Origin of the sequence: Aquabacterium sp. A3 (genome assembly GCF_038069945.1) — a bacterium.
GTDB lineage: Bacteria > Pseudomonadota > Gammaproteobacteria > Burkholderiales > Burkholderiaceae_C > Aquabacterium.
This window is the reverse complement of record NZ_JBBPEV010000002.1, coordinates 504,550-528,643: the sequence shown is the minus strand read 5'-3', so window position 1 is coordinate 528,643 and position 24,094 is coordinate 504,550. Positions and strand designations below refer to the sequence as shown.

Annotated in this window: 26 protein-coding genes; 12 read left to right on the top strand and 14 right to left on the bottom strand. The window is 66.9% G+C overall.

Annotated elements, in window-relative coordinates; all coding sequences use genetic code 11:
- The 5 genes from WNB94_RS11655 to WNB94_RS11635 form a co-directional block, all read left to right on the top strand.
- The coding region (locus tag WNB94_RS11655; RefSeq protein WP_341390580.1) for a FlhC family transcriptional regulator at positions 1–121 on the top strand (121 nt) is incomplete at its 5' end.
- Between the two features lie 273 nt (positions 122–394).
- Positions 395–1,252, top strand: a complete 858-nt coding sequence (gene motA, locus WNB94_RS11650) for a flagellar motor stator protein MotA (RefSeq protein WP_341390558.1) — start codon at positions 395–397, stop codon at positions 1,250–1,252.
- 47 nt (positions 1,253–1,299) lie between these two features.
- On the top strand, positions 1,300–2,307 hold the full coding sequence (motB, locus tag WNB94_RS11645) for a flagellar motor protein MotB (RefSeq protein ID WP_341390557.1): 1,008 nt from the start codon (positions 1,300–1,302) through the stop codon (positions 2,305–2,307).
- A 50-nt stretch (positions 2,308–2,357) separates the two neighbouring features.
- Positions 2,358–2,756 (top strand): chemotaxis response regulator CheY, encoded by a 399-nt coding sequence (cheY, locus tag WNB94_RS11640; protein WP_341390556.1) that lies wholly within the window; start codon positions 2,358–2,360, stop codon positions 2,754–2,756.
- Between the two features lie 24 nt (positions 2,757–2,780).
- Positions 2,781–3,446 (top strand): protein phosphatase CheZ, encoded by a 666-nt coding sequence (locus WNB94_RS11635; RefSeq protein WP_341390555.1) that lies wholly within the window; start codon positions 2,781–2,783, stop codon positions 3,444–3,446.
- On the opposite strand, the gene WNB94_RS11630 is transcribed toward WNB94_RS11635, so the two are convergent.
- Entirely contained in the window at positions 3,447–4,244 is a 798-nt protein-coding gene (locus tag WNB94_RS11630; RefSeq protein WP_341390554.1) for a LytR/AlgR family response regulator transcription factor, read from the bottom strand. It lies immediately after the preceding gene.
- Positions 4,232–5,416, bottom strand: a complete 1,185-nt coding sequence (locus WNB94_RS11625; protein ID WP_341390553.1) for a sensor histidine kinase — start codon at positions 5,414–5,416, stop codon at positions 4,232–4,234. The genes WNB94_RS11630 and WNB94_RS11625 overlap by 13 nt, the downstream gene beginning before the upstream one ends.
- Before the next feature lie 43 nt (positions 5,417–5,459).
- On the opposite strand from WNB94_RS11625, the gene argH reads away from it, so the two are divergent.
- Positions 5,460–6,875 carry an argininosuccinate lyase gene (argH, locus tag WNB94_RS11620; protein WP_341390552.1) on the top strand — a complete coding sequence of 472 codons (1,416 nt, stop codon included), beginning with the start codon at positions 5,460–5,462 and terminating at the stop codon, positions 6,873–6,875.
- A gap of 12 nt (positions 6,876–6,887) precedes the next feature.
- Here the strand turns inward: argH and WNB94_RS11615 are convergent, their stop codons facing one another.
- Complete coding sequence (locus WNB94_RS11615) at positions 6,888–7,793, bottom strand: esterase/lipase family protein (RefSeq protein WP_341390551.1); 906 nt, start codon at positions 7,791–7,793, stop codon at positions 6,888–6,890.
- 290 nt (positions 7,794–8,083) lie between these two features.
- Here WNB94_RS11615 and WNB94_RS11610 point away from each other — a divergent pair, with 290 nt between their 5' ends.
- Complete coding sequence (locus tag WNB94_RS11610; protein ID WP_341390550.1) at positions 8,084–8,533, top strand: hemerythrin domain-containing protein; 450 nt, start codon at positions 8,084–8,086, stop codon at positions 8,531–8,533.
- Between the two features lie 72 nt (positions 8,534–8,605).
- Here the strand turns inward: WNB94_RS11610 and dxs are convergent, their stop codons facing one another.
- Genes dxs through xseB form a run of 3 tightly spaced genes read right to left on the bottom strand, consistent with a single transcriptional unit; the run spans position 8,606 to position 11,744 of the window.
- Positions 8,606–10,513: a 1-deoxy-D-xylulose-5-phosphate synthase gene (gene dxs / locus WNB94_RS11605; protein ID WP_341390549.1), complete on the bottom strand. Its 1,908-nt coding sequence runs from the start codon at positions 10,511–10,513 to the stop codon at positions 8,606–8,608.
- Between the two features lie 32 nt (positions 10,514–10,545).
- The gene (locus WNB94_RS11600) at positions 10,546–11,475 is read right to left on the bottom strand and encodes a polyprenyl synthetase family protein (protein ID WP_341390548.1); all 930 of its coding nucleotides are present in this window, start codon (positions 11,473–11,475) and stop codon (positions 10,546–10,548) included.
- On the bottom strand, positions 11,472–11,744 hold the full coding sequence (gene xseB, locus WNB94_RS11595) for an exodeoxyribonuclease VII small subunit (RefSeq protein ID WP_341390547.1): 273 nt from the start codon (positions 11,742–11,744) through the stop codon (positions 11,472–11,474). Before xseB ends, WNB94_RS11600 begins: the two co-directional genes overlap by 4 nt.
- A gap of 358 nt (positions 11,745–12,102) precedes the next feature.
- Between xseB and WNB94_RS11590 the strand changes: the two genes are divergently transcribed.
- Both WNB94_RS11590 and WNB94_RS11585 read left to right on the top strand, forming a co-directional pair.
- Complete coding sequence (locus WNB94_RS11590) at positions 12,103–13,227, top strand: aromatic ring-hydroxylating oxygenase subunit alpha (RefSeq protein ID WP_341390546.1); 1,125 nt, start codon at positions 12,103–12,105, stop codon at positions 13,225–13,227.
- Between the two features lie 28 nt (positions 13,228–13,255).
- Positions 13,256–14,134 (top strand): DMT family transporter, encoded by an 879-nt coding sequence (locus tag WNB94_RS11585; protein ID WP_341390545.1) that lies wholly within the window; start codon positions 13,256–13,258, stop codon positions 14,132–14,134.
- Here the strand turns inward: WNB94_RS11585 and WNB94_RS11580 are convergent.
- The gene (locus WNB94_RS11580; RefSeq protein ID WP_341390544.1) at positions 14,114–14,977 is read right to left on the bottom strand and encodes a ZIP family metal transporter; all 864 of its coding nucleotides are present in this window, start codon (positions 14,975–14,977) and stop codon (positions 14,114–14,116) included. The two genes, WNB94_RS11585 and WNB94_RS11580, sit on opposite strands and share 21 nt — an antisense overlap.
- Positions 14,978–15,162: 185 nt before the next feature.
- Here WNB94_RS11580 and WNB94_RS11575 point away from each other — a divergent pair, with 185 nt between their 5' ends.
- Entirely contained in the window at positions 15,163–16,650 is a 1,488-nt protein-coding gene (locus tag WNB94_RS11575; RefSeq protein ID WP_341390579.1) for a Ppx/GppA phosphatase family protein, read from the top strand.
- A 7-nt stretch (positions 16,651–16,657) separates the two neighbouring features.
- Here WNB94_RS11575 and WNB94_RS11570 read toward each other — a convergent pair whose 3' ends face one another.
- The 7 genes from WNB94_RS11570 to ribD all read right to left on the bottom strand — a co-directional run bounded on the left by WNB94_RS11570 (position 16,658) and on the right by ribD (position 22,763).
- The gene (locus WNB94_RS11570; protein WP_341390543.1) at positions 16,658–17,158 is read right to left on the bottom strand and encodes a TssQ family T6SS-associated lipoprotein; all 501 of its coding nucleotides are present in this window, start codon (positions 17,156–17,158) and stop codon (positions 16,658–16,660) included.
- Between the two features lie 26 nt (positions 17,159–17,184).
- On the bottom strand, positions 17,185–18,693 hold the full coding sequence (locus WNB94_RS11565; protein WP_341390542.1) for a serine/threonine protein kinase: 1,509 nt from the start codon (positions 18,691–18,693) through the stop codon (positions 17,185–17,187).
- A gap of 27 nt (positions 18,694–18,720) precedes the next feature.
- Positions 18,721–19,239, bottom strand: a complete 519-nt coding sequence (gene nusB, locus WNB94_RS11560) for a transcription antitermination factor NusB (RefSeq protein WP_341390541.1) — start codon at positions 19,237–19,239, stop codon at positions 18,721–18,723.
- Positions 19,236–19,700: a 6,7-dimethyl-8-ribityllumazine synthase gene (ribH, locus tag WNB94_RS11555; RefSeq protein ID WP_341390540.1), complete on the bottom strand. Its 465-nt coding sequence runs from the start codon at positions 19,698–19,700 to the stop codon at positions 19,236–19,238. Before ribH ends, nusB begins: the two co-directional genes overlap by 4 nt.
- Positions 19,701–19,791: 91 nt before the next feature.
- Positions 19,792–20,907 carry a bifunctional 3,4-dihydroxy-2-butanone-4-phosphate synthase/GTP cyclohydrolase II gene (ribBA, locus tag WNB94_RS11550; protein WP_341390539.1) on the bottom strand — a complete coding sequence of 372 codons (1,116 nt, stop codon included), beginning with the start codon at positions 20,905–20,907 and terminating at the stop codon, positions 19,792–19,794.
- A gap of 4 nt (positions 20,908–20,911) precedes the next feature.
- Positions 20,912–21,538, bottom strand: a complete 627-nt coding sequence (locus WNB94_RS11545; RefSeq protein ID WP_341390538.1) for a riboflavin synthase — start codon at positions 21,536–21,538, stop codon at positions 20,912–20,914.
- A 70-nt stretch (positions 21,539–21,608) separates the two neighbouring features.
- Positions 21,609–22,763 (bottom strand): bifunctional diaminohydroxyphosphoribosylaminopyrimidine deaminase/5-amino-6-(5-phosphoribosylamino)uracil reductase RibD, encoded by a 1,155-nt coding sequence (ribD, locus tag WNB94_RS11540; RefSeq protein ID WP_341390537.1) that lies wholly within the window; start codon positions 22,761–22,763, stop codon positions 21,609–21,611.
- Between the two features lie 108 nt (positions 22,764–22,871).
- On the opposite strand from ribD, the gene WNB94_RS11535 reads away from it, so the two are divergent.
- Both WNB94_RS11535 and pilV read left to right on the top strand, forming a co-directional pair.
- Entirely contained in the window at positions 22,872–23,480 is a 609-nt protein-coding gene (locus WNB94_RS11535) for a GspH/FimT family pseudopilin (RefSeq protein ID WP_445819060.1), read from the top strand.
- Positions 23,473–24,087 carry a type IV pilus modification protein PilV gene (pilV, locus tag WNB94_RS11530; protein WP_341390535.1) on the top strand — a complete coding sequence of 205 codons (615 nt, stop codon included), beginning with the start codon at positions 23,473–23,475 and terminating at the stop codon, positions 24,085–24,087. The genes WNB94_RS11535 and pilV overlap by 8 nt, the downstream gene beginning before the upstream one ends.
- Positions 24,088–24,094 lie beyond the last annotated feature (7 nt).

Below are 24,094 nucleotides of genomic sequence, written 5' to 3'. Positions count from 1 at the left end.
GTGCGGTGGCCACTTCGTGACCCACCCGCACGAGATCGCCCGCCACTTCACCTGCGGCCTGTGCAACCCGCCCGCCCGCGCCGGCAAGGGCAAGGCCGCTGGCGCCCTGCAACTGCATTGAGGGCGACGGCGAAAGCCGCGCCTCAAGTTTGATCCCCTTTGGTCGATACCGTTGGGGAGCGCATCGAAAGACGCGTTCATGCTTGTCTCCTCCTAGCACGTGTTGCGTGCATTTGGGCGGGCCCCGGCAGGGGTCCGCTTTTTTCTGGGATCACCGGTCTTGCGCATGACGGAAAAGCCCCTGGAATAACGCCCCCCGCGTGGTGTTGTTCACGGCTTCAACGGCAGCCCAGTCCGGGAAGATGCAGGAACATTGGCCCGTCGCTGAAATACCATGTTTCCCATCATTGGCTACGTCGTCTGCTTCGGCTGCATCTTTGGCGCCTACATCATCCACGGCGGCAACCTGGATGTGATCATCAAAGCCTTGCCCACCGAGATGATGGCCATCCTGGGCGGCGCGCTGGGCGCCTTCGTGGTGAACAACCAGCCCAAGGTGCTCAAGGCCACGGGTGGCGCGCTGGGCGCCTGCTTCAAGGGCTCCAAGTACACCAAGGATCGCTACATGGAGCTGATGGCCATGATGTACGAGATCCTGCAGAAGGTGCGCAAGGAAGGCCTGATGTCCATCGAAAAGGACGTCGAAGACCCGCACAACTCGGCCCTGTTCCAGAAGTACCCCAACGTCGGCCATGACCACCACGTGGTCGAGTTCGTGACCGACTACCTGCGCATGATGGTCTCGGGCAACCTCAACGCCCACGAGATCGAAACCCTGATGGACAACGAGATCGACACCCACCACCACGAGGGGCACGCGCCCTGCGCGGCTGTGGCGCGGCTGGCTGGCGCCCTGCCGGCGTTCGGCATCGTGGCCGCCGTGCTGGGGGTGGTGAACACCATGGGCTCGGTGGGGCAGCCACCGGCCGTGCTGGGCGGCATGATCGCCTCGGCCCTGGTGGGCACCTTCCTGGGCATTTTGCTGGCCTATGGCGTGGTGGAGCCTCTGGCGGGCCTCATGGAGCAAAAGCTCGACGAGGGCACCAAGGAATTCCAGGCGGTGAAAACCGTGCTGCTGGCCAGCATGCAGGGCTATGCCCCGCAGGTGGCCATCGAGTTTGGCCGCAAGGTGCTGTACTCGACCGAGCGCCCCACCTTCGCCGAGCTCGAAGCCCACGTGAAGAAGAAGTGAGCGATTCGTGAGCGCCCCCCTGAGCCCGCGCAGCCAAGGAACCTGACATGGCCGGTGATTCCAAGAAGGTCCAGCCGATCATCATCAAGCGCATCAAGAAGGGCGGTCATGCCGCCCATGGTGGCGCCTGGAAGATCGCTTACGCCGACTTCGTGACGGCCATGATGGCCTTCTTCCTGCTCATGTGGCTGCTGGGCTCGACCACCGAGGGCGACAAGAAGGGCATTCAGGACTACTTCAACAGCCCGTTGAAGGTGGCCTTCTTTGGCGGCAGCGGTGCGGGAGATGCCTCGTCCATCGTCAAAGGCGGGGGCAACAGCCTGACCGAATCGGTGGGGCAGGTGAAAAAGGGCAGCTCCGAGACGGCCGAAGAAAAAATGCGCAAAAAGGCCATTCGTGCCGAGCAACTGCGCGCCGAGGCCGAGCGCCTGCGCGTGCTGATGCGCAAGGTGCAGGAGGTGATCGCCAATGACGAGCGCCTGTCGAAGTTTCAGTCGCAGATCCAGCTGGACCTGACGGCCGAAGGGCTGCGCATCCAGATCGTCGACGATCAGTTCAGGCCCATGTTCGACAGCGGCTCGGCCGTGGTGAACCTCTACATGCGCGACATCTTGCAGGCCATTGGCGGCGTGCTGCGCGAGGTGCCCAATCGGCTGACCATCGAGGGGCACACCGACGCCCTGCCCTTCTCACGGGGCGACATTGGCTACAGCAACTGGGAGTTGTCGGCAGACCGCGCCAATGCTTCCCGACGCGAGTTGATCGCAGGCGGCCTGCCGGGCGAACGCGTCTTGCGGGTGCAAGGGCTGGCCGCCTCCATGCCCTTCGAGAAAAAAGACCCCCTCAGCCCCTTGAACCGACGCATCAGCATCATCGTGATGAACCGCGAAGCCGAAGACCGGTTCTACAGCACGGCACAGGCTGAAGCGGGCGAGGACCCGGACGCCGAGGAAGAAGACACCAGCGCGTCTTCACCGGCAGACACCCCAGCCGCCTCTGGCGCGGTGACGGCGCTGGAATTGCCCCTCTCAAGACCGGCCATCACCGGCCGATAACCAGACAGCACGACAGGCCCGCTGGCCGAACACCGACACAAGGACGCGACATGAGCAATCCCGCCGACATGAAGTTTCTCATCGTGGACGACTTTTCCACCATGCGCCGCATTGTGCGAGGGCTGCTCAAGGAAATCGGCTACGTGAACGCCGAAGAGGCCGAAGACGGCGCTGTGGCGCTCAACATGCTCAAAAACGGCAAGTTCGATTTTGTCGTCAGCGACATCAACATGCCCAACATGAACGGCTTCGAGTTGCTCAAGGCCATCAAAACCGACGACGCGCTCAAGCACCTGCCCGTGCTGATGGTGACGGCCGAGGCCAAAAAAGAAGACATCGTTCTGGCGGCCCAGTCGGGCGCGGCAGGCTACATCGTCAAGCCCTTCACCAAAGCGACGCTGGAAGAGAAGGTGCAAAAGATCATGCAAAAGCTCACCGCCGCGGCGTGACCGAAACATCCACAGGGGCCCTCCATGAAAGTCGATCTGCCTGAAAACATGAGCATGCCGGCGGCCTCGCCGGAGATCTTCCAGCAACTGGGCACCTTGACCCGCCAGTTGCACGACACGCTGAACATGCTGGGGGTGCTGCCTGGCCTGAAGAACACGGTCGATGACCTGCCTGATGCGCGCAGCCGCCTGAACTACATCGCCACCAAGACCGCCGACGCGGCCGAAAAGGTGCTGAACCTGGTGGACACGGCCAAGGCCGAGCAGGATCACATCGCCACCGAAACGCGCAAGCTGGCCGAATTGATCACCGCCGATCCGGTGAAGGCCGTGGCCACCGGTGCCGTCTACAACTTCGTGCAGGACGTGGAGGCCACCACCCACCGTGTGGACGCTCACCTGACGGACATCATGATGGCGCAGGACTTTCATGACCTGACCGGCCAGGTGGTGGCCAAGGTGGTCAGGCTGGCCAACGACCTGGAAACCCAGCTGGTGAAGCTGCTGGTGCAAGCCGCACCACCGGAGCAGGCCCAGAAGGTGGAAGCCGCACTGACCGCCCACCACCACCCTGCCACAGACAGCAAAGAGCCCAAACTGGAAGGCCCCGTGGTGGACGCCGAGGGCCGCACCGACGTGGTGGCCAACCAGAGCGAAGTGGACGATCTGCTGGCCAGCCTGGGCTTCTGATCAGATCGACACGGCCATGGCGTCGCGCACGGCGGTCACTTGCCGTCGCGACACCTGCAGCCACTCCTGGGTGGGTGTGACCTGCACGGCCCAGCCCTCGGCACCGTCACCCCCCTCATCATCATCGTGGCGACGCTCCAGCGCCCGCATGGCCTTGCGCGCCACCAGCGCATTGCGGTGCACCCGCACGAATCGCGACCCCACGCGGGACTCCAGCTCGGTCAGTGACTCGTCGATCACCAGGGTGCGGTCCGCCGTTCTCAGGCTGACGATCTTTTGCTCCGCCCGGAAATACAGGACCGCCCCCAAGGGGATGCGCTCAAGGCGCTCGCGCGTGCGCACCACCAACACCTCATCGTCGTCGGTCACGTCGGCCGCTTGACTCAGGCGACGCGCGTGCACCCAGGTGCGGGCCTTGGCCAGCGCGGCATCCAGGCGCTCCAGTCGAACCGGCTTGGTCAGGTAGTCCACCGCCGCCAGGTCAAACGCCCTCAGGGCGTGAACCGCATGGGCCGTGACAAACACCACCGCCGGTGGGCGGCGCATCTCGCGCAAGCGGGCCGCCAGCACCATGCCGTCCAGACCCGGCATCTGGATGTCGAGCAGCACCACGTCGGCGGCATCCCGCGCCAGGTCTTGCTCGCGCAGGGCGTCCAGCGCCGTGACCGGCTCGCCAAACTCGGCCAGCACGCCATTGGGCACGCTGCTGTGGGCCAGCAGCCCACGCAGCCGCAGTCGCGCCAGCGGCTCGTCATCGATCAGCACCACACGCAAGGCCTCGTCGATCAACGGGTCCATCCATGGTCTCCATGTCGCAAAGGAAAGGCCAACTTCACCACGTACACCGGTGGCTGCCGATCGGCCGTGTCATGCTGCACCCCGGCGTCGAACGTGGACTCCACATCATGCATCAGCATCAGGCGCTGCCGCACGTTGCGCAGGGCCATGCCGTGCCCTTGCCGCACCTGCGCCTGCGCCTGCCCTGCCGGCGGCAGGGAGTTGCGGATGCTCAACTCGACCTTGTCCCCCTGAACGCGCGCGCGGATGACGATCCAGCCCCCCTGGGGGTCGGGCTCCACGCCGTGGCGAACAGCGTTCTCCACCAAGGGCTGCAGCAGCAACGACGGCACCAGCGCCTCTTGCGTGCCCGGCTCCAGCTCCCAGCGCACGGTCAGGCGGTCTCCGAAGCGCAACTGTTCGATGCCCAGGTAACGACGGGCCAGATCGACCTCGGCCCCCAGGGTGGTGCGGGCGGCGGGCGAGACCAGCGCCTGACGGAACAGCTCGGCCAGGTCCTCCAGCACCGCCTCGGCGCGTTGTGGGTCCACCTGAACCAGGGCCATGGCCGTGTTCAGGGTGTTGAACAGAAAGTGTGGGCGGATGCGGGCCTGCAGCTCGTCCAGGCGCGCCGCCACATGGGCCGGCAACTCGCTGTGGGCCCGGGCCCGCAGCCAGTACAAACCCACCGCCCCCAGGGCCGCGCCCGTGAGCGTGGGGGCCACCAGGGGCCACAGGGCCGCGGCGTCGTCCACCAGGGGGGCCAGCAGCCATTGCAGTTGCCAGCGCGCCAGCCCGCCACACAGCGCCCCCAGGGCTGTGGCCATCAGCCACTGAACCATCGCGGGCTGCCGGTCCAGCCAGGGGCGCAGGCTGCAGGCCAGCAGCAGCCACATCAAACAGGCGGGCAGAGACACCAGAGACGCCTGGGCCCATTGGGCCAGCCAGGCCGATGGCGCCGCAGCCAGGTACAAACTGCCCAGCCCGGTGATCAGCTGAACACCCAGCACCGCCCGCAGCACCACACCAACGTGGCACACGTCAAACGCCGAGGGCTGGCGCGGCGCAGCGCTTCCCGAGGGCAGCTCCGTGCCGGCCACGCCAAACTGCGTGGTGGCGCCCCAGGCAGCATGATCAGACACGGCATCTGGCGGCGCCGGCCGATCTGGGCGGTCAGTCTCTTTAGAATCCATGGTTTGCACATTTTGCGTGATGCACGCGCCACCGGATCGTCCCATGAGCACCAACCAACTCGACAAAAAGTCCCAGGCCTGGTCGGCCCTGTTTTCCGAGCCCATGAGCGAGCTGGTCAAGCGCTACACCTCCAGCGTGTTTTTTGACAAACGCCTGTGGCAGGCCGACATCCAGGGCTCGCTGGCCCACGCCGACATGCTCTGCGCCCAGGGCCTGATCTCGGCCGACGACCTGGCCGCCATCCAAAAGGGCATGGCGCAGATCACGCAAGAGATCGAATCCGGCCAGTTCGAGTGGAAGCTCGACCTGGAGGACGTGCACCTGAACATCGAAGCCCGACTGACCCAGCTGGTGGGCGACGCGGGCAAGCGCCTGCACACCGGCCGCTCGCGCAATGATCAGGTGGCCACCGACGTGCGCCTGTGGCTGCGCGGCGAGGTCGATGAAATCGGCGTGCTGCTGACCGAGCTGCAAAAAGCCCTGGTCGATGTGGCCGAGCAGAATGCCGACGTGATCCTGCCTGGCTTCACCCACCTGCAGGTGGCCCAGCCCGTGGCCTTCGGTCACCACCTGCTGGCCTATGTGGAAATGTTCGCCCGCGATGCGGAACGCATGGTCGACCTGCGCCGCCGCATCAACCGCCTGCCCCTGGGCTCGGCCGCGCTGGCCGGCACCAGCTACCCGCTGGACCGCGAGCGCGTGGCCCGCACGCTGGGCTTCGAGGGCGTCAGCCAGAACAGCCTGGATGCGGTGAGCGACCGCGACTTCGCCATCGAGTTCACCTCGGCCGCGTCGCTCTTGATGGTGCATGTGTCGCGCCTGAGCGAAGAGCTCATCCTGTGGATGAGCCAGAGCTTCGGCTTCATCGACCTGGCCGACCGCTTCTGCACCGGCTCGTCGATCATGCCGCAGAAGAAGAACCCCGACGTGCCCGAGCTGGCGCGCGGCAAGACCGGCCGCGTGGTGGGCCACCTGATGGGCCTGATCACCCTGATGAAGGGCCAGCCCCTGGCCTACAACAAGGACAACCAGGAAGACAAGGAACCCTTGTTCGACACGGTCGACACCTTGAAGGACACCCTGCGCATCTTCGCCGAGATGGCCGCCGGCATCACCGTCAAGCCCGAAGCCATGGAGCGCGCCGCCAAGAAGGGCTACGCCACCGCCACCGACCTGGCCGATTACCTGGTGAAAAAGGGCCTGCCCTTCCGCGATGCACACGAGGTGGTGGCCCACGCCGTGAAAGACGCCATCGCTGCGGGCGTGGACCTGTCGGAGCTGTCGCTGGACCAGCTCAAGGCCTACAACCCCGCCATCGAAAAGGATGTGTACGAGGTGCTGAGCCTGCGCGGCTCGCTCAACGCCCGCAACCTGCTGGGCGGCACCGCGCCCGAGCAAGTGCGGGCGCAGGTGGCCCGTCACCGCCAGCGCCTGGGCGGCAGCGCCACCCAGCCCTGATCGAGCCAAGGCTCAAAGGCCCAGGCCCTTGAGCCTGCTGGCCTGCTGCACATAGAAGGCCACTGGGTCTGGTGCGGACTTGCCAATCAGCCCAAAGAACTGATTGACGCCATCGAAGTGATTCCAGGGGTAGTCGTCGCGCAGCACCTTGCCCCAGTGCGCCGAGCACACCGGCACCAAACCATCGCTGGGCGTCGCGCCCTCCTTGAAGATCAGGTCAGACGGGTCCCAGGCATTGGTTTTGGCCACGTTGCCAGCCACAGCGTAGTACCGCACCCCATTGAAAGCCAGCTCGGTGCCCTGGCCGCACGGGGTGCTCGGCATCCCGGCCGGCCACCGGGCATTGAAAGCGGCCGTGTCGGTGGCCCAGGCCTGCAGCGCCGCCGGATCCTGCGGCAGCGACCCACTGCCCGATAGCCAGTCGATCAATTTGCCCAAGGTGGCGAACAGGCCGGGCTGGGACGACAGCACCGACAGGATGGAATCTGGCTCGGCGGCGTCAATCACATGGGGTGACTGCACCGACGTGACACTGGCCACCAACGTTGGCGCCACACCGGCGACATAACGGGCGGTGGGACCACCCTGGCTGTGTCCCACCAAGTTGAACTGGGTGTAGCCCTTGGCCGCTTGCCACTCGCGCAATTGCTTGAGCAATTGCTCGCCACGCACTTGGTTGTCGTTCACCGCCGACACCTTGGCCACCAGCACGGTGGCACCCGAGCGTCGCAAGGCCGCCGGAATGTTGTACCAGTAGTCCAAACCTAGGATGTTGTCCCAGCCCATCAATCCGTGCACCAGCACGATGGGGTGGCGCGTTCGGGCGTCGGTGCTGGCGCCATGGGCCGCGCCGGCCACCCACAACATCAGGGCGACGACCAGGGTGCGACGGAGATTGAACAGGGTGACGTGACGCACGGGGTACCTCATGGGGGAAGCGAACAACCAGACGCACCGAATCTAGGCCCCCGAGCCCATGCGAGCATCGGTGATTACCTACGCCGGCGACCGAACAGGGCGCATCGTGCGCCACCGCCCCGGGCCGCCCAGGCCGCTCGGGCTGAGCGTCGCGCGGCCAGACCTTGAGGCAACGCAAGGCGCGGCAGAGACGTCCCCGCTACCCTGCGTCCATGTCTGAATCAGCCCCCTCTGTACACAACACCCCTGTGACACCCGGCTTGGTGTGGTCGGATGCATTGAGCCTGTCCATGCCCGTCATGGATCAGACCCATGTGGAGTTCGTCGAGTTGCTGGCCACCGTCCAGCAAGCGTCGGATGACGATCTGGTGGCGCACTGGCAAGCCCTGGTGGACCACACCGAGGCCCACTTTGCCCAGGAAGACCGCTGGATGCTGGCCACCGGCTTCGCACCGGGCAGTTGCCACCTGACGCAGCACGCCGTGGTGCTCAAGGTGTTGAAAGAAGGCTTGACGCTGGGCCAGCAGGGCCAGTTGCCACCGATTCGCCAGATGGCGCACGAGTTGACGCTCTGGTTTCCGCACCACGCCCAGACCATGGATGCGGGCTTGGCCCTGCACCTCAAGAGCGTGGGCTACGACCCCGTGACCGGCGCGCTCAGCCAGCCCGAGGCGCTGCCAGCGCAGGCCATCCATGGCTGCGGAGGCGCCTGCGGCGACGAGCAAAAACAAGCCGCCTGACGGCGGCCTGCGATTACTGCGTTAGGGAGGCGCGGCGCGGCCATCGGACCGGACCATCCACCCCGCATCGGTTCAGGCGGTCGCCGCCAGCCGGTCCCGGATGGTCCGCTCGATGCCGGCCGCGTCCAGCCCGCACAAGCCCAAGAGCTTGGCCGGATCGCCGTGCTCCACGAACTCATCGGGCAGGCCCAGCATCAGCATGGGCACGGCCAGGCCCGCAGCGGCCAGCGCCTCGGCCACCGCCGAACCTGCACCGCCTTGCACGCAGCCCTCTTCCACCGTCACCAGCAGGTCGTTGGAGGCGGCCAGTTGCTTGACCAGTTCCACATCCAGGGGCTTGACGAAGCGCATGTTGGCCACGGTCGCATCCAGCGCCTCGGCGGCCTGCAAGGCCGGATACAGCAAGGTACCGAACGCCAGGATGGCCACACGCTGGCCCGCTGGTTTCGCCGCAGCCGCCTGCCGACGCACCTCGCCCTGGCCCCAGGGCATGGGGTTCAGGTCGGTGGGCACCGGCACCCCGGCACCCGTGCCGCGCGGATAGCGCACCGCCACCGGGTGGTTTTGCGCATAGGCGGCGCTCAAGGCCTGACGGGTCTCGGCCTCATCGGCGGGGGTCAGCATGCTGACATTGGGGATGCAGCGGCAGTAGGCGATGTCGAACGCGCCCATGTGCGTGGCGCCATCGGCCCCCACGATGCCGGCGCGGTCCAGCGCAAACACCACGGGCAGGTTCTGGATGGCCACGTCGTGGATGAGCTGATCGTAGCCCCGCTGCAAGAAGGTGGAATAGATGGCCACCACGGGCTTGAGGCCCTCGCAGGCCAGGCCAGCGGCGAAGGTCACCGCGTGCTGCTCGGCAATCCCCACATCGAAGTAACGGCCCGGAAATTTCTGATGAAACTCGACCATGCCCGAGCCCTCACGCATGGCGGGCGTGATGGCCACCAGGCGCGGGTCGGCCGCCGCCATGTCGCACAACCATCGGCCAAACACCTGCGTGAAGGTGGGCTTGGGCGGGGTGTCGGTGGGGGCGGGCTTTTGCAGGCCCACGGCCGGGTCGAACTTACCCGGCCCGTGGTAGGCGATGGGGTCGGCCTCGGCCAGCTTGTAGCCATAGCCCTTTTTGGTGACCACGTGCAGAAACTGCGGGCCGCTGGCCTGCTTGAGGTTCTCCAGCGTGGGGATCAGGCTGTCCAGGTCATGCCCATCGATCGGGCCCACATAGTTGAAGCCAAACTCTTCAAAGATGGTGCCGGGCACGACCATGCCCTTGGCGTGTTCTTCCAGCTTCTTGGCCAGCTCGAACAAGGGCGGCACATTGCTCAGCATCTGCTTGGCGCTTTCGCGGGCGCTCATGTAGAAGCGGCCTGACATCAAACGCGCCAGGTAACGGTTCAGCGCGCCCACGGGCGGCGAAATCGACATGTCGTTGTCGTTGAGCACCACCAGCAGCTCGGGCATCTTGCCGGCATGCGGCACGCCGGCGTTGTTCAGCGCCTCAAAGGCCATGCCCGCCGTCATGGCGCCATCGCCGATGATGGCCACCGCCTTGCGGGCCTCGCCGCGCAACTGCGCGCCAATGGCCATGCCCAGTGCGGCCGAGATGGAGGTGGACGAATGGGCCGTGCCGAAGGTGTCGTACTCGCTTTCATCGCGCCGGGGAAAACCGCTCATGCCGCCGTACTGACGCAGGCTGCCCATGCGGTCCCGGCGGCCGGTCAGGATCTTGTGCGGGTAGGTCTGGTGACCCACATCCCACACCAGCCGGTCTTCCGGGGTGTGAAACACGTGGTGCAAGGCGATGGTCAGCTCCACCGTGCCCAGGTTGGACGACAGGTGACCGCCCGTGCGGGACACGCTTTGAAGCAGGTAATCACGCAGCTCAACGGCGAGTTGCTTGAGTTCGGCGCGCGACAGATGCCGCAAATCGGCCGGCTTGTCGATGCGTGACAGCAGGGGGTGGCTCATGGGGGACATCCTTGTTTTGTCGGGCACCGTCTGGGCGGTGTTCAATGGTCACGGCGCACGATGCGCTCGGCGATGCCGCGAAGCGGCGCCAGGCTGGCCGGCGTGGCGTCCATGGCCTCCAGGGCCTGCAGTGCACGGTCCAGCAAGCGCTCGGCTTCCGCCTGCGCGCCGTCCAGGCCCAGCAGGCTCACGTAGGTGGGCTTGTTGGCGTCGGCATCTTTGCCGGCGGTCTTGCCCAGTTGGGCCGAATCCTGGGTGGCGTCCAGCACATCATCCACGATCTGAAAGGCCAGGCCCATGGCATGGCCGTACGCCGTCAGGGCCGACCAGGCGGGCAAGCCTGGTCGCAAGCCGCCACAGGCGGCCCCCATCTGCACGCTGGCGCGCAGCAGGGCCCCCGTCTTGCGCTCATGCATGTCGCGCAGCGTGGCCTCGTCCAGGGCATGACCCACGCTCGCCAGGTCAATGGCCTGACCACCGGCCATGCCCGACTGCCCTGCCGCGTGCGCCAGCAAACGGCACAGGCGGGCCTGCAGGTCTGGCGGCACGGCGCTGCGCCCATCTTCATCGTCGGGGGTCAACACCTCGAAGGCCAGGGCCTGCATGGCGTCGCCAGCCAACATGGCCTGCGCTTCACCAAACGCCACGTGCACGGTGGGTTTGCCCCGGCGCAGCACGTCGTTGTCCATGCAGGGCATGTCGTCGTGGATCAGGGAATAGGCGTGGATCAGCTCCACCGCGCAGGCCGCCCGCAGCGCGGCCTCTCGGCCAGAGGGGTGGAGGTCTGCGCCCGCGGCCTGGGCCGCGCCCATCACCAATAAGGCACGCAGCCGCTTGCCACCATCCAGCACGCCATAACGCATGGCCGCGCCCAGACCGGCTGGTGCTTCGCCGGGCACCCAGTCGGACAGCGCCTCTTCCACGCGCGCCAGCACCTCGGTGGTCCAGCGTTGATCTTGGTCTTGATTCATGCCTGGTTCCAGGGGCGCAGTTCGCCTTCTTCGAGCAAGCGCACTTGCTCTTCCACGGCCTGCAGCCGGCCACGGCAGAAATTCAGCAGCACGGCCCCACGCTGGTAGCGGCCCAGCAGGTCGTCCAGCGGCAGGGCGCCAGATTCCATCTGCGCGACGATCTGCTCGAGCTCGGCCAGCGCCGCTTCGTAGGACGCTGGCAAGTCCGGCTCCGGGGCGGGCGACGGGCTGGTGCTGGCAGGTGAACGGGCAGAGGGAGAACGGGGCATGTGCGACAAGAGAGGATGACGAGGCCGGCCAGCCGGCGTTGCGCGCAAACGCGTATTCTATTGGCGCCACGCTGCGGGCCCACGAGAAGGCCCCACCCCTTCCGGGGGCCGCAATCCAGCAAAGCCGGGTCGGGTTTCCCCCCGGCGAGCCCCCCAAGGGTACAATCGCCCCCTCCCGTGGTGCCCGCGTACACCAGCTCTGCCCCAGGCTCAGGGCGGCTGGCGATGTGGTCACGACCGGGTTGCCGCCCCCCGCGCCTGCGTGGCCCGGGGATCCCAGTCCTTGCGCACCGAGCCCATCCTCACGCCAGGCCGGCCGCAAGGGGGTTGACATTGGTTTTTGGAGAACCTGGGGATCATGTCCGACCTGAGTCCTGCGCTCAATGCTCTTCGCCGCAGCACCACACAGCTGCCCGTACATGTCTACTTTGACGAACAACTGTACAAGGAGGAGCAAAAACGCATCTTTCAGTCCGGACCTCGCTACCTCGGCCACGCGCTGAGCGTGCCCGAGGTGGGTGACTACTATGCCCTGCCCCAGGAACAGGAAGGCCGTGTGCTGGTGCGCACGCCCCAAGGCATCGAGCTGATCTCCAACGTCTGCCGTCACCGGCAGGCCATCATGCTCAAGGGTCGCGGCAACTCCCGGCACAACATCGTGTGCCCACTGCACCGCTGGACGTACTCGCACCAAGGCGAGCTGATCGGCGCGCCGCACTTCGACCACGACCCCTGCCTGAACCTGAACAACTACAAGGTTCGCGACTGGAACGGTCTGCTGTTCGAGGACAACGGCCGAGACATCGCCCGCGACCTGGCCGGCATCGACGCGCGCTTCAAGCCCGGCGGCGACCTGGATTTCAGCGGCTACGTGCTGGACCACGTCGAGTTGCACACGTGCGAGTACAACTGGAAGACCTTCATCGAGGTCTACCTGGAGGACTACCACGTCGGCCCCTTCCACCCCGGGCTGGGCAACTTCGTGACCTGTGACGACCTGCGCTGGGACATGGCCGACGAGTACTCCGTGCAGACGGTGGGCGTGGCCAAGGGCTTTGACAAGCCGGGCTCTGACGTCTACAAGAAGTGGCGCGAAGTGCTGATGAACTACCGCGGTGGCGAGAAGCCCTCGCAAGGCGCGGTGTGGCTGACCTACTACCCCACGATGATGGTGGAGTGGTATCCGCACGTGCTGGTGGTCTCGAACATGTACCCGCAGGGCCCGCAAAAAACCCTCAACGTGGTGGAGTTCTACTACCCCGAAGAGATCGCGGCCTTCGAGCGCGAGTTCGTCGAAGCCCAGCGTGCGGCCTACATGGAGACCTGCATCGAGGACGACGAGATCGCCGAGCGCATGGACGCCGGTCGTCGCGCCCTGATGGCCCGTGGCGACAACGAGGTCGGTCCCTACCAAAGCCCCATGGAAGACGGCATGCAGCACTTCCACGAGTGGTACCGCCGCGTGATGACCTTCAAGGACTGAGCGTCTGCGCACCTCCCCCGCCCTGCTGATGGTGCTGGCCACCTTGCTGTTCGCAGCGATGGGGGTGTGCGTCAAGCTGGCTTCTGCCCAGGTCTCCACCGCCGAGGTGGTGTTCTTTCGGGGGCTGGTGGGGGTGCTGTTCATCGGGGCGCTGGCCTGGGGGCGGGGCCTGCCCTTGCGGACCCGCGTACCGGCCATGCACTTCTGGCGAGGGTTTGCCGGCGTGGTGGCCTTGAGCCTGTGGTTCTACGCCATCGCCAAGCTGCCGCTGGGCACGGCCGTCACCTTCAACTACACCTCGTCGGTGTGGATGGCGGTGTTCTTCGTGCTGCAAACCGCCTGGCTGCGATGGCGGGGGCAATCCCCCACCCCCGTGCCTCGCCCCCTGTTGCTGGCCATCGCCATCGGCTTCATGGGCGTGGCCCTGGTGCTGCGCCCCACCCTGGCGGCCGACCAATGGCTGGAAGGCCTCATGGGCCTGGCCTCAGGCATGCTGGCGGCCTGGGCTTACCTGCAGGTGATGCAGTTGGGCCGCGCAGGCGAGCCAGAGTACCGCGTGGTGTTTTACTTTTCGGTGTTCGGCACGGTGGCCGGCTTGCTCATCAGCCTGGTCATGAGCCAGTCGGGGCTGCACGCCTGGCGCCTGCCCCAGGGGCTGACCTGGGTGTGGCTGATCGGCCTGGGCGTGTTTGCCACCCTGGCGCAGTTGCTCATGACACGCGCTTATGCACGCGGCGAGGCGCTGGCCATGGCCAGCCTGCAGTACCTCGGCATCGCACACGCCTTTGTGCTGGGCGTGCTGCTGTTTGACGACCCGGTGGACGCCCTGGCGGTGGTCGGCACGGGCCTCATCGTGGCGGCCGGCGTGACGGCCACCCGCTTGCGCTCAGGGCGTGCCCGCGCCTGAGGCTGCGCTATCGGGTAAGGCGTGCTCCTCGCCGTGGTCGTGCCCATGGTCACCGGCGTGGTCGTGCGATGCGTGGTCATGCCCGCCCACCAGCAAGGCAATCACACCCAGCCCCACACCCAGCCACACCACCTGCAGCACCGTGTCCTTCAGGTTCAGGCGCTTTTGCAATTGCGGGATGAGGTCGGCCACCGCCACGTACACAAAGCTGCTGGCGGCCACCACCATCAGGTAAGGCAGCAATTCTTGCCACGGGCCCAGCAAAAAGTAGCCCAGTACGCCCCCCGCCACTGCGGCCAGGCCCGACAAGGCATTGAACAACAGGGCCTTGCCTTTGGAAAACCCCGCGTTGATGAGCACGATGTAGTCGCCCACCTCCTGCGGGATCTCGTGGGCGATGATGGCCAGCGCCGTGAACAGCCCCACCCCGGGATCGACCAGAAAGGCCCCGGCGATCAGCACCCCATCGCAGAAGTTGTGGATGCTGTCGCCCACCAGCACGCTCCAGCCACCCCGTCCGGCTTGCTCCTTGTCGAAACCATGGTGGTGGTGGTGATCGTCGTGTTCGTGGTGGTGGCCATGCCGGTACAGCTCGGCCTTCTCCAGCAAAAAGAAAAACAGCAGCCCGCCCAGCAGGGTCAGGAACAAGGCGTGCGGCGAGGCGTGCGACTCGAACGCCTCGGGCAGCACGTGCAGCAGGGCCGTGCCCAGCAAGACCCCGGTAGACAGGCTGACCAGATGGCGCACGAGCACGGCCAGCATCGGTGCAGTGAGGGCTGCGGCCAGCAGCACGGACACCACGCCACCCACCAGGGTGGCGATCAGGATATAGGTCAGGGTCATGCGATCGATCTTATCAATGCTGTCAACACAGGCTCGCAGCGCTGTCGCCCGCCCACCACCGCCAAGGCCACCACTGTCACGGAAGCCACTCGGGATGGAGGGACAATAGCCCCATGGACAAACAGCTCTCAGTCACTGCTAGCAAGGCCCAGGCCGGGCTCACGCCGGCCAGTCGCTTCCCCTCGATGCTGGCCGCCATCGACATCGGCTCCAACAGCTTTCGCCTGGAAATCGCCGAAGTTCACAAAGGCCGCTACAAGCGGGTGGACTACCTCAAGGAAACCGTGCGCCTGGGTGGCGGCTTGGATGCCCATGGGCAACTGACCGAAGAGGCCACCCAGCGAGGGCTGGCCTGCCTGGCGCGTTTCGCCCAGCGGCTGCGTGGCTTTGCGCCGTGGCAGGTGCGGGCCGTGGCCACCCAAACCCTGCGCGAGGCCCGCAACCGGGACGCCTTCCTGATGCGTGCCAACCTGGTGCTGGGCCACCCCATCGAAGTGATTGCCGGCCGGGAAGAGGCCCGCCTCATCTACCAGGGCGTGTCGCGGCTGCAGCCCAGCGAACTGCCACGCCTGGTCATCGACATTGGTGGGCGCTCCACCGAGATGATCCTGGGCCAAGGCCGGCAAGCCCGGCAGGTCGAATCGTTTGGGGTGGGCTCGGTCAGCCTGTCACTGCAACATTTCCCGGGGGGACGTTACACCGCTGCGGGCTTTCGCGCCGCGCAGATCGCTGCGGGCGCCGAGTTCGAAGAGGCCCTGACGGCGTTCAACCGTGAGCAGTGGCGCGAGGCCCTGGGCTCATCGGGCACGGTGGGCGCGGTCTCCCAGATCCTGGCGGCCTCGGGCATCACCGATGGGTGCATCACGCCGGCAGCGCTGCGCTGGTGCATTGAGCGCTGCATCGATGCCGGCTCGATCGACGACCTGCAACTGCCGGGGCTGAAAGCCGACCGCAAGGCGGTGCTGGGTGGCGGGCTGTCCATCCTCTACACCCTGTTGCTGCACTTCGGCATCGAGGTGCTGCGCCCGGCCAAAGGTGCGCTGCGTCAGGGGGTCATCTTCGACCTGGAAGAGCGCCTGGAAGCCGCACGCAACCACCGCCTGCCCGACCCGCGCGACCTGTCGGTGCGCGAACTGCAGCAGCGCTTTCGCGTGGACACCACCCACGCAGACCGGGTGCGAACGCGGGCGCTGTCGCTGTGGCGAGGCGTGGCCTCTCACGTGGGACGCGCTGACGGCGAAGAATGGCGAGAACTGGGCTGGGCCGCCTTGCTGCACGAAATCGGCATGATGGTGTCGCACCACGACCACCATCGACACAGCGCCTACCTGCTGGGCCATGTGGACGCGCCCGGGTTCTCGCAATCGCAACTGCGCCGGCTGGCGGTGCTGGCGCTGGGGCAACGTGGTGAGCTGATCAAACTGGCCGAGCACCTGCACGACCACGTGTTGATGACCCAGGTGCTGTGCCTGCGCGTGGCCATCATCCTGCACCACGCACGCATCGACCTGCCCGGCCGGGTGGCCGAGCTGCGCACCAGTCGCGGACGCACGCAGTTGCTGCTGTCAGAGCGCTGGGCGCAAGACCATCCCCGAACGCTGCACCTGCTGCACGAAGACTGCCGGCGCTGGCAGGCCCAAGCTCAGCGGCGGATCGACGTGGTGCTGGGCTGAACCCGCCTCACTTGATGCGCAAGGCACGCCGGTAGACCTTGCCCCACATCGGGTGCCCGGCCTCTGCCCGCGTCAGCTTGAAGCTGGGGTCGGCGCGCCTGGCCGAGCGAAACGATTCAGAGCACAAGGCCTGGCGCTGGGTGGTGCAGTAGATGAACGCCAGGTGCTTGTGGGCATTGGCCAGGTCGGCGCCATCGTCCAGCCCCTCTTTGACGGCGATGCGCAACTGGGCCTCTGACAGCGTGTACTTGCCATCGCGATAAGCCTGCAGGCCCTGCTGCAAGGCCGCCTGGGCCCGATCTGCCGAATCTGGCGGTGCCACGGGCAACTCGGTGGGCGAGGCAGGCGCGCCTGAAGACCCTTGGGTGGGTGCCGTGACCACAGGCGCCGCAGGGCGCCCCGTGGTCGATGGGCGCTCGGAGAGCACGCCACACGCAGACAGGCTGCACACCACGGCGGCGGCCACACCCAGGCGCAGGGCGGGAATCCAGGTCGGCGTCACGGTCATGGACTGGGTTTCCTTTCTGTGGGGGTTCAGAACTGATGCTGGATGCGCACGGTTTGCCCCGCTTCCACGGTGATGCGAACGCGTCGGTCGGGTGAGGCGCCATTGCGCACCAGAATTTCATGCTCGCCCGCCGGCAGCTCCAGTTGGTTGAGCGGCGGTGTCACCCCCTGGAACACGCCATTCACCCAGATCTCACCCCAGGGACTGACGGCCAGGCGCACACGTCCGGTCGTCACCGGTGCCTCCACAGCGGGCGGCGGCGTGGTTTGTGGCTCCTCGTCAGGCGCCAGGCTGGTGGGGGCCGATGGCGGCGGGACAGGTTCCTGCGTTTGCCCCTGAGTCTGCGCCGGTGTCTGCGTCTGCGCCTGTGTCAGTGGCTGCGCCTCGGCCAGGCTGCTCTGGTCGGTGTGGTGCTGCCACCATCCCCAGCCCAGGCCCAGCAGGGCCATGGCCCAGCCTGCCCCTGCCAGCCAGCCCAGGCCCCTGCGGGCGCGCCCCCCGTCGGCGGCGACCGGCGGCTGGGCTCGCGACACGCGGCGCGCTTCATCTTGCACCACCAGCCATGCGCGCAGCTCTTGTGCCAGCCGCCGGGCCGAGCGGATGCGCTGACCGGGGTCTCGGTGCATGGCCCGCATGACGATGTCGGACAAGGACGCCGGCACCGCCGGGTTGAGCTGATCCGGAGAGGGCACCTCGGCGTGGAGGACGGCCTCGGCAATGGCCTCCAGGCTGTCGCCACCAAAAACGCGACGCCCGGTCAGCAACTCGTGCAGCAGCACGCCCAAGGCGTAGACGTCCACCCGCGCATCCAGGGCCTCGCGGCGAACCTGCTCGGGCGCCATGTAATAGGGCGATCCGCCCACCATCTCCTGCAGGCGGCTTTCGGGGTCGTCTTTGGGGCCCAGGCGCTCGGTTTGGCGGATGCGCGCGATGCCGAAGTCAAGGATGCACGGCTGGGTGCGCCCCGTCATGAACACATTGGCCGGCTTGATGTCCCGGTGCTCCACGCCTCGTTGGTGGGCATAGGCCAGCGCATCGGCCAGGCGGCGAACAATGAGGGCGGCCTGGGCGGGCGTCGGGCGCCACCCCATGGCCAACAATTGTCGAAGGTCCTTGCCCTTGAGCAAGGCCATGGCGATGTAGGCGCCATGCTCGCTCACCCCGGCGTCGTGCACGGTGACGATGTGCGGGTGGCTCAGGCTCGCCACGGCCCGCGCCTCGTGAAGAAACATGGCGTTGAACGCCGGCAGGTCGTCTTGCGGCAGGTCCACGTGCAGGGTCTTGACCGCGATCAGGCGCGACAAGACCGGATCGTAGGCGGCGTACACCGTGCCCAGACCACCCTCCCCGATCAGGAACTTCAGGTCATAGCGCCCGATCTGCCCGATGGTGGGCAAGGCTTGAGGAGCCTGGTGGTCGCTGATCAGTGGCGTGGGTGGTGGCAGCGGGCGGGTGTCGAGGCTGTGGTCGGCCTCGTCGGCAGCGCCCTCGCTCATGGCCGAGGCCTCCACGGTCGATGGCTTTGTGCTCGTCATCCGCTCACACCAGCCCTCGCTGACCGATCAGCGTCGAACGGAGCGGCCCGCAGCGGCCACTTCCTGGGGTCTCAAACCCGGCGCCAGGTGGTCCAGCACCCCGTTGACGTACTTGTGCCCGTCCGTGCCACCAAAGGACTTGGCCAGCTCGACCGCCTCGTTGATGGCCACCTTGTAAGGCACGTCCAGGCAGTGCTTGAGCTCGTAAGCACCGATCCACAGCACCGCGTGCTCGACGGGCGAGAGTTCGTCCACCGGCCGGTCCAGGAAGGTGATGAGGGCCGCGTCCAGTTCGGCCGCCTGATCGATGCAGCCGTGCAAGAGCGCATCGTAGTGCGCGCGGTCGCACCGGGCAAAATCCTCGTCTTCGCGGACGTGGGCGTCCACCGCTCCGACGTCACCCGGGTTCAGTTGCCACTGGTACAGGCCCTGGAGGGCGAACTCGCGCGCACGCCGGCGCGAGGACTTGGCACGGTCACGCCCACCGGGGGCCGGCTTGCGGGCAGCACGCCCTTGTGGGGCACTGGGCTTGATGGTGTCGCTCACAGCAGGTCTTCCAGCAGGTTGGCCATCTCCACCGCCACGCGGGCTGCGTCACGTCCTTTTTCATCGACACGGGCCCAGGCCTGCGCCTCGGTCTCGACGGTGAGGATGGCGTTGGCCACCGGCACCTCGTGGTCCAGGCTGACGCGGGTCACGCCAGCGCCGCTCTCATTGGCCACCAGTTCGAAGTGGTAGGTCTCACCCCGGATGATGCACCCCAAGGCGATCAGCGCGTCGTAACGATCGGTGACGGCCATGGCCTGCAAGGCCACGGAGACCTCCAGCGCACCCGGCACGGTCACGTGCTGGATGTGTTTGGGCGACACGCCCATCTTCTGCAACTCGTCGATGCAGTGTTCGGCCAGCTTGCCGGTGATCTCGTCGTTGAAACGGGCCTGCACGATCCCGATGTGCAGGTCTTTGCCGTCGAGTCGAGCGGCTTGTCCTTTGTCAGCGCCTTGCATGAGCAATCATCCTAAAAGAGCGAAGAAGAAAACAAAAAAGAGCAGATCAATGCAATTCGCAACCATCAACCTGTGGTGGTGGCGCCTCAACTCAGGGTGACGGGGCCAGCGACTGACCGTCGGCGGTCAGGAAGCCGGTGACTTCCAGCCCGAAGCCCACCATCGAGGGCAGGCGCTGCTGGTTGCCCATCAGGCGCATGCGTTGCACGGCCAGCGAGCGCAGGATCTGGGCACCCACCCCGTAGGTGCGCAAATCGGCCGGTGGCTTGGGCGGCACGGCCTGGCCCGAAGGCAGCAGGCGGTCGCCCAGGCGCTCGGGGTCGTCGCCCACGTTCAACAGCACGATGACGCCACGACCGGCCTCGCGCACGGCGGCCAGGGCCTTGGGCAGTGGCCACGAGTGGCTGCGGCTGCCGGCGTCCAGCCAGTCCAGCACCGAGAAGGGCTCGTGCACGCGCACCAGCACCTCGTCTTCCCGATCCCACTGTCCCAGGCTCAGGGCCAGGTGCAGGGCCCCGGTGCGGTCCTTGAAGACGGTGGCGTCGAACTCGCCTTCGGGCGTCAGCATGGTGCGTCGGCCCTGGCGCTCGATCAAGGATTCGTTGCGGCTGCGGTACTGGATCAGGTCGGCGATGGTGCCGATCTTCAGCCCGTGCTCTTGGGCAAACACCTCCAGGTCAGGCAGACGGGCCATGGTGCCATCGTCTTTCATGATCTCGCAGATCACGGACGAGGGCGTGAGCCCCGCCATCGCGGCCAGGTCACAACCGGCTTCGGTGTGGCCGGCGCGCATGAGCACGCCGCCGTCTTGCGCCTGCAGCGGGAAGATGTGGCCGGGCTGAACCAGGTCGGCGGGGCGGGCGTTGCGGGCCACGGCCGCTTGCACGGTGCGGGCACGGTCGGCCGCCGAGATGCCGGTGGTCACGCCTTCAGCGGCCTCGATGGACACGGTGAAGGCCGTGCCATGCTTGGTGCCGTTGCGCACCGCCATGGGTGGCAGTTGCAGTTGCTCGCAACGCTCGCGCGTCAGCGTCAGGCAAATCAGGCCACGGCCAAAGCGGGCCATGAAATTGATGGCCTCGGGCGTGACGTGGTCAGAGGCCAGGACGAGATCGCCTTCGTTTTCGCGGTCTTCTTCATCCACCAGGATGACCATGCGACCAGCGGCCAGTTCGGCAATCAGCTCAGGAATGGGAGAGATGGGCATCCCATCATTGTAGGCTGCCGCCCAGCATCCTCTCCACGTAACGGGCAATCAGGTCCACCTCCAAATTCACGCGGGCGCCGGCTTTCAGGTCGCCCAGGGTGGTGTGCTCCAGGGTGTGAGGGATGAGGTTGATGCTGAACTGGGTGCTGCCATCCTGCGCATCGTCCACCTGGTTGACGGTCAGGCTGACGCCATTGACGGTGATGGAGCCCTTGTAGGCCAGGAATCGCGCCAGGGCCTGGGGGGCGCGGATGCGCAGCAACCAGGACTCGCCCACGGGCTCGAACACGGTCACGTCACCCACGCCATCGACGTGGCCAGTGACGATGTGGCCACCCAGGCGGTCGTGCGCCGCCAGGGCCTTTTCCAGGTTGACCCGACCCAGGCTGTCCAGCCCCACGGTGCGCGCCAGGCTTTCGGCAGACACGTCAAAGGTGAAGCGGCCTGCGGCCTTGTCCAATGTGGTCACGGTCATGCAGGCGCCGTTGATGGCGATGCTGTCGCCCAGGCCCACGTCGGCCAGGTACTCGGGGCCCACCTGAACGGTCAGGCGGCGGCCATGCTGGGGGGCGTCGCCCAGGGATTGCGAATCGGTGATCTGGCCCAGGCCAGTGATGATGCCGGTGAACATGCTCGGTGGTCCGTCAAAAGGAACAAGGTGGTGGAGCGGAAGGGTTGGGCGACCATGGCCGCCCCAGGAATCAAAAGCCTGGCGGGCTCAGCGGGCGCAAACGCAGGCGCAGGTCGTCGCCCACGGGGGTGACCTCGTGAAAACGCCAGCGCTGCACGCCCGACAAGGTGCTCAGCTCAGGCAGATCGGCCAGGCCTCGGCCCGGCCCGATCAGGCAAGGGGCAAGATACACCAGAACCTCGTCCACCCAGCCGCCGGCCAAGGCGCTGGCGTTCAGGCGGGCGCCGGCTTCCAGATGCACTTCATTGACACCCCGGCGCGCCAGCTCGGTCAAGGCCGCGCCCAGGTCGATGCGCTGGCCTGTGGGGTCGGCTGGCGTGTCCAGCACCTGCGCGCGGGCCGACAGCGCCAGACGGGCCTGGGCAGCCCGCTCATCAGCAGGCGGCAGGCCCATGATCCAGGCCTCGCCCGGGGCGTCCAGCAAGCGGGCATCGGGCGGCGTCTGCCAGCGGGCGTCCAGCACCACGCGCACGGGCTGGCGGGCCACCGCCACGCTGCGCACGTCCAGCCGGGGGTTGTCGTCCAGCACGGTACCGATGCCGGTGAGCACCGCGCCTGCGCGGGCACGCCACTGCTGCCCGTCGGCGCGTGCGGCCTCGCCCGTGATCCACTGACTCACGCCATTGCTCAGGGCCGTGCGCCCATCCAGCGAGCCCGCCACCTTCAGGCGCACCCACGGGCGCTGGCGCACCATGCGGGACAGAAAGCCGATGTTGAGCTCTCTCGCGCCCACGGCCACCGGGTGATCGGGCGGCAACACCGACACCTCGATGCCGGCGGCCTGCAAGCGGGCCACGCCCTGGCCGCCCACCAGGGGGTTGGGGTCCAGCAGCGCGATGCACACCCGGGCCACCCCGGCGCGCACCAGGGCATCGGCGCAAGGCGGCGTCCGGCCGTGGTGCGAACAGGGCTCGAGCGTGACGTAGGCCGTGGCGCCCTGGGTACTGTGGCCGCGGGCCTCGGCCTCACGCAGGGCCATGACTTCGGCATGCGGCCCGCCGGCCTGCTGGGTATGGCCCTGGCCCAGCACCTGCCCCTGCAACGCGCCGTGGCCGCCCACCAGCACGCAGCCCACACGGGGGTTGGGCTCGGACAGGCCGATGGCCTGGTGGGCCAGGGCCAGCGCCTGTTGCAGCCATGCCGCATCTTGGGGTGACTCGATCATGCCCGGATTGTCCCTCCATTAGGGGACAAACGGCCGCTCATCAGGCCACCGCTACCGCCCGTCCTTTGGTGCACACCTTGTTACGTGGTGGCTGATCACAATGCGCCGATGCCCATCCACCCACCCAACACGCCTGGCGCCGGCCCCCTCCTGACCCCCTGCAAATCGCGGGGCGTGACCCTCATTGAATTGATGGTCACCGTGAGCATCCTGGCCATCCTGCTGGCGATGGGCGCGCCGTCGATGACGGCCTTTCTGGAGCGTCAGGCCGTCGGTTCGCTGGCCGAGCAGTTTGCCAGCGATGTGCGCATGGCCCGCACCGAAGCCATGAAACGAGGGCTGCCCGTGTCGATGTGCATCCGCGCCCCATCCAACGACCCGACGGGCACGCCCAGCTGTGCGACCCAGGCCGGCACACGCGGCTTCGCCGCCGGATGGCTGGTCTTCTCGGACTTCAACGGAGACGGGCGCCTCACCAGCGCCGACCGCGACGTGATCCTGCGTGACCAGCCCGCCGCGAGCGCACGGGTGGCCAGCATGCGGCGCAGCGGCAGCGCCCTGGCCTACACCCTGCAGAACACCGGGGTCATGGTGGGGGCCTCAGGCCATGTCACCGTGTTGCCGCCCAGCGGCCAGGCGCATCAGCGCCTGATCTGCGTGAACTTTGCCGGCCGGGCGCGCGTCACGGACATCGGAAAGACCGCTTGCAATGCCTGAACTGCGCTCCAGACCGCCCCGACAACACGCAGGCGCCACGCTGATCGAGGTGCTGGTGGCGTTCCTGATCATCTCCTTTGGCATGCTGGCCTTGCTGGCCCTGCAGAACAACGCCATCCAGTACAACAAGACCACCGAGTACCGCAGCCTGGCCACCATGCTGGCCATGGACCTGGCCGAGCGCATGCGTGCCAACCGAGAGCAGGCGCTCGGCGGCGCCTACGACCTGGCTGGCAGTCCTTCGGCCCCCGACGCCATGCCCGAGCGGGTGCCATGCTTCAGCGCCGCCACCGAAGAGCAGCCCGCCGTCTCTTGCACGTCCGCCACCCTGGCTTTGCAAGACACCAGTGAGTGGCAACGCCTGCTGTTCATGAACCTGCCTGGCGGGCGGGCTCACGTCGAGGTCATCCGCGACGAGGCCAAGGACGTCCAGGCCACCGCCAACATCTGGGTGGCATGGGACGCCCCAGGGGGCGGGCATGACGTGGTCGGCGACACCGATCACAACACCAAAGAATGCGCCTCGGCCCTGCAGCCAGACGCCGATGACCCATCACAGCCAGGTGCCTCGATGCCACGGTGTGCCTACTTCAACATCGCCTTGTGAGCACCTC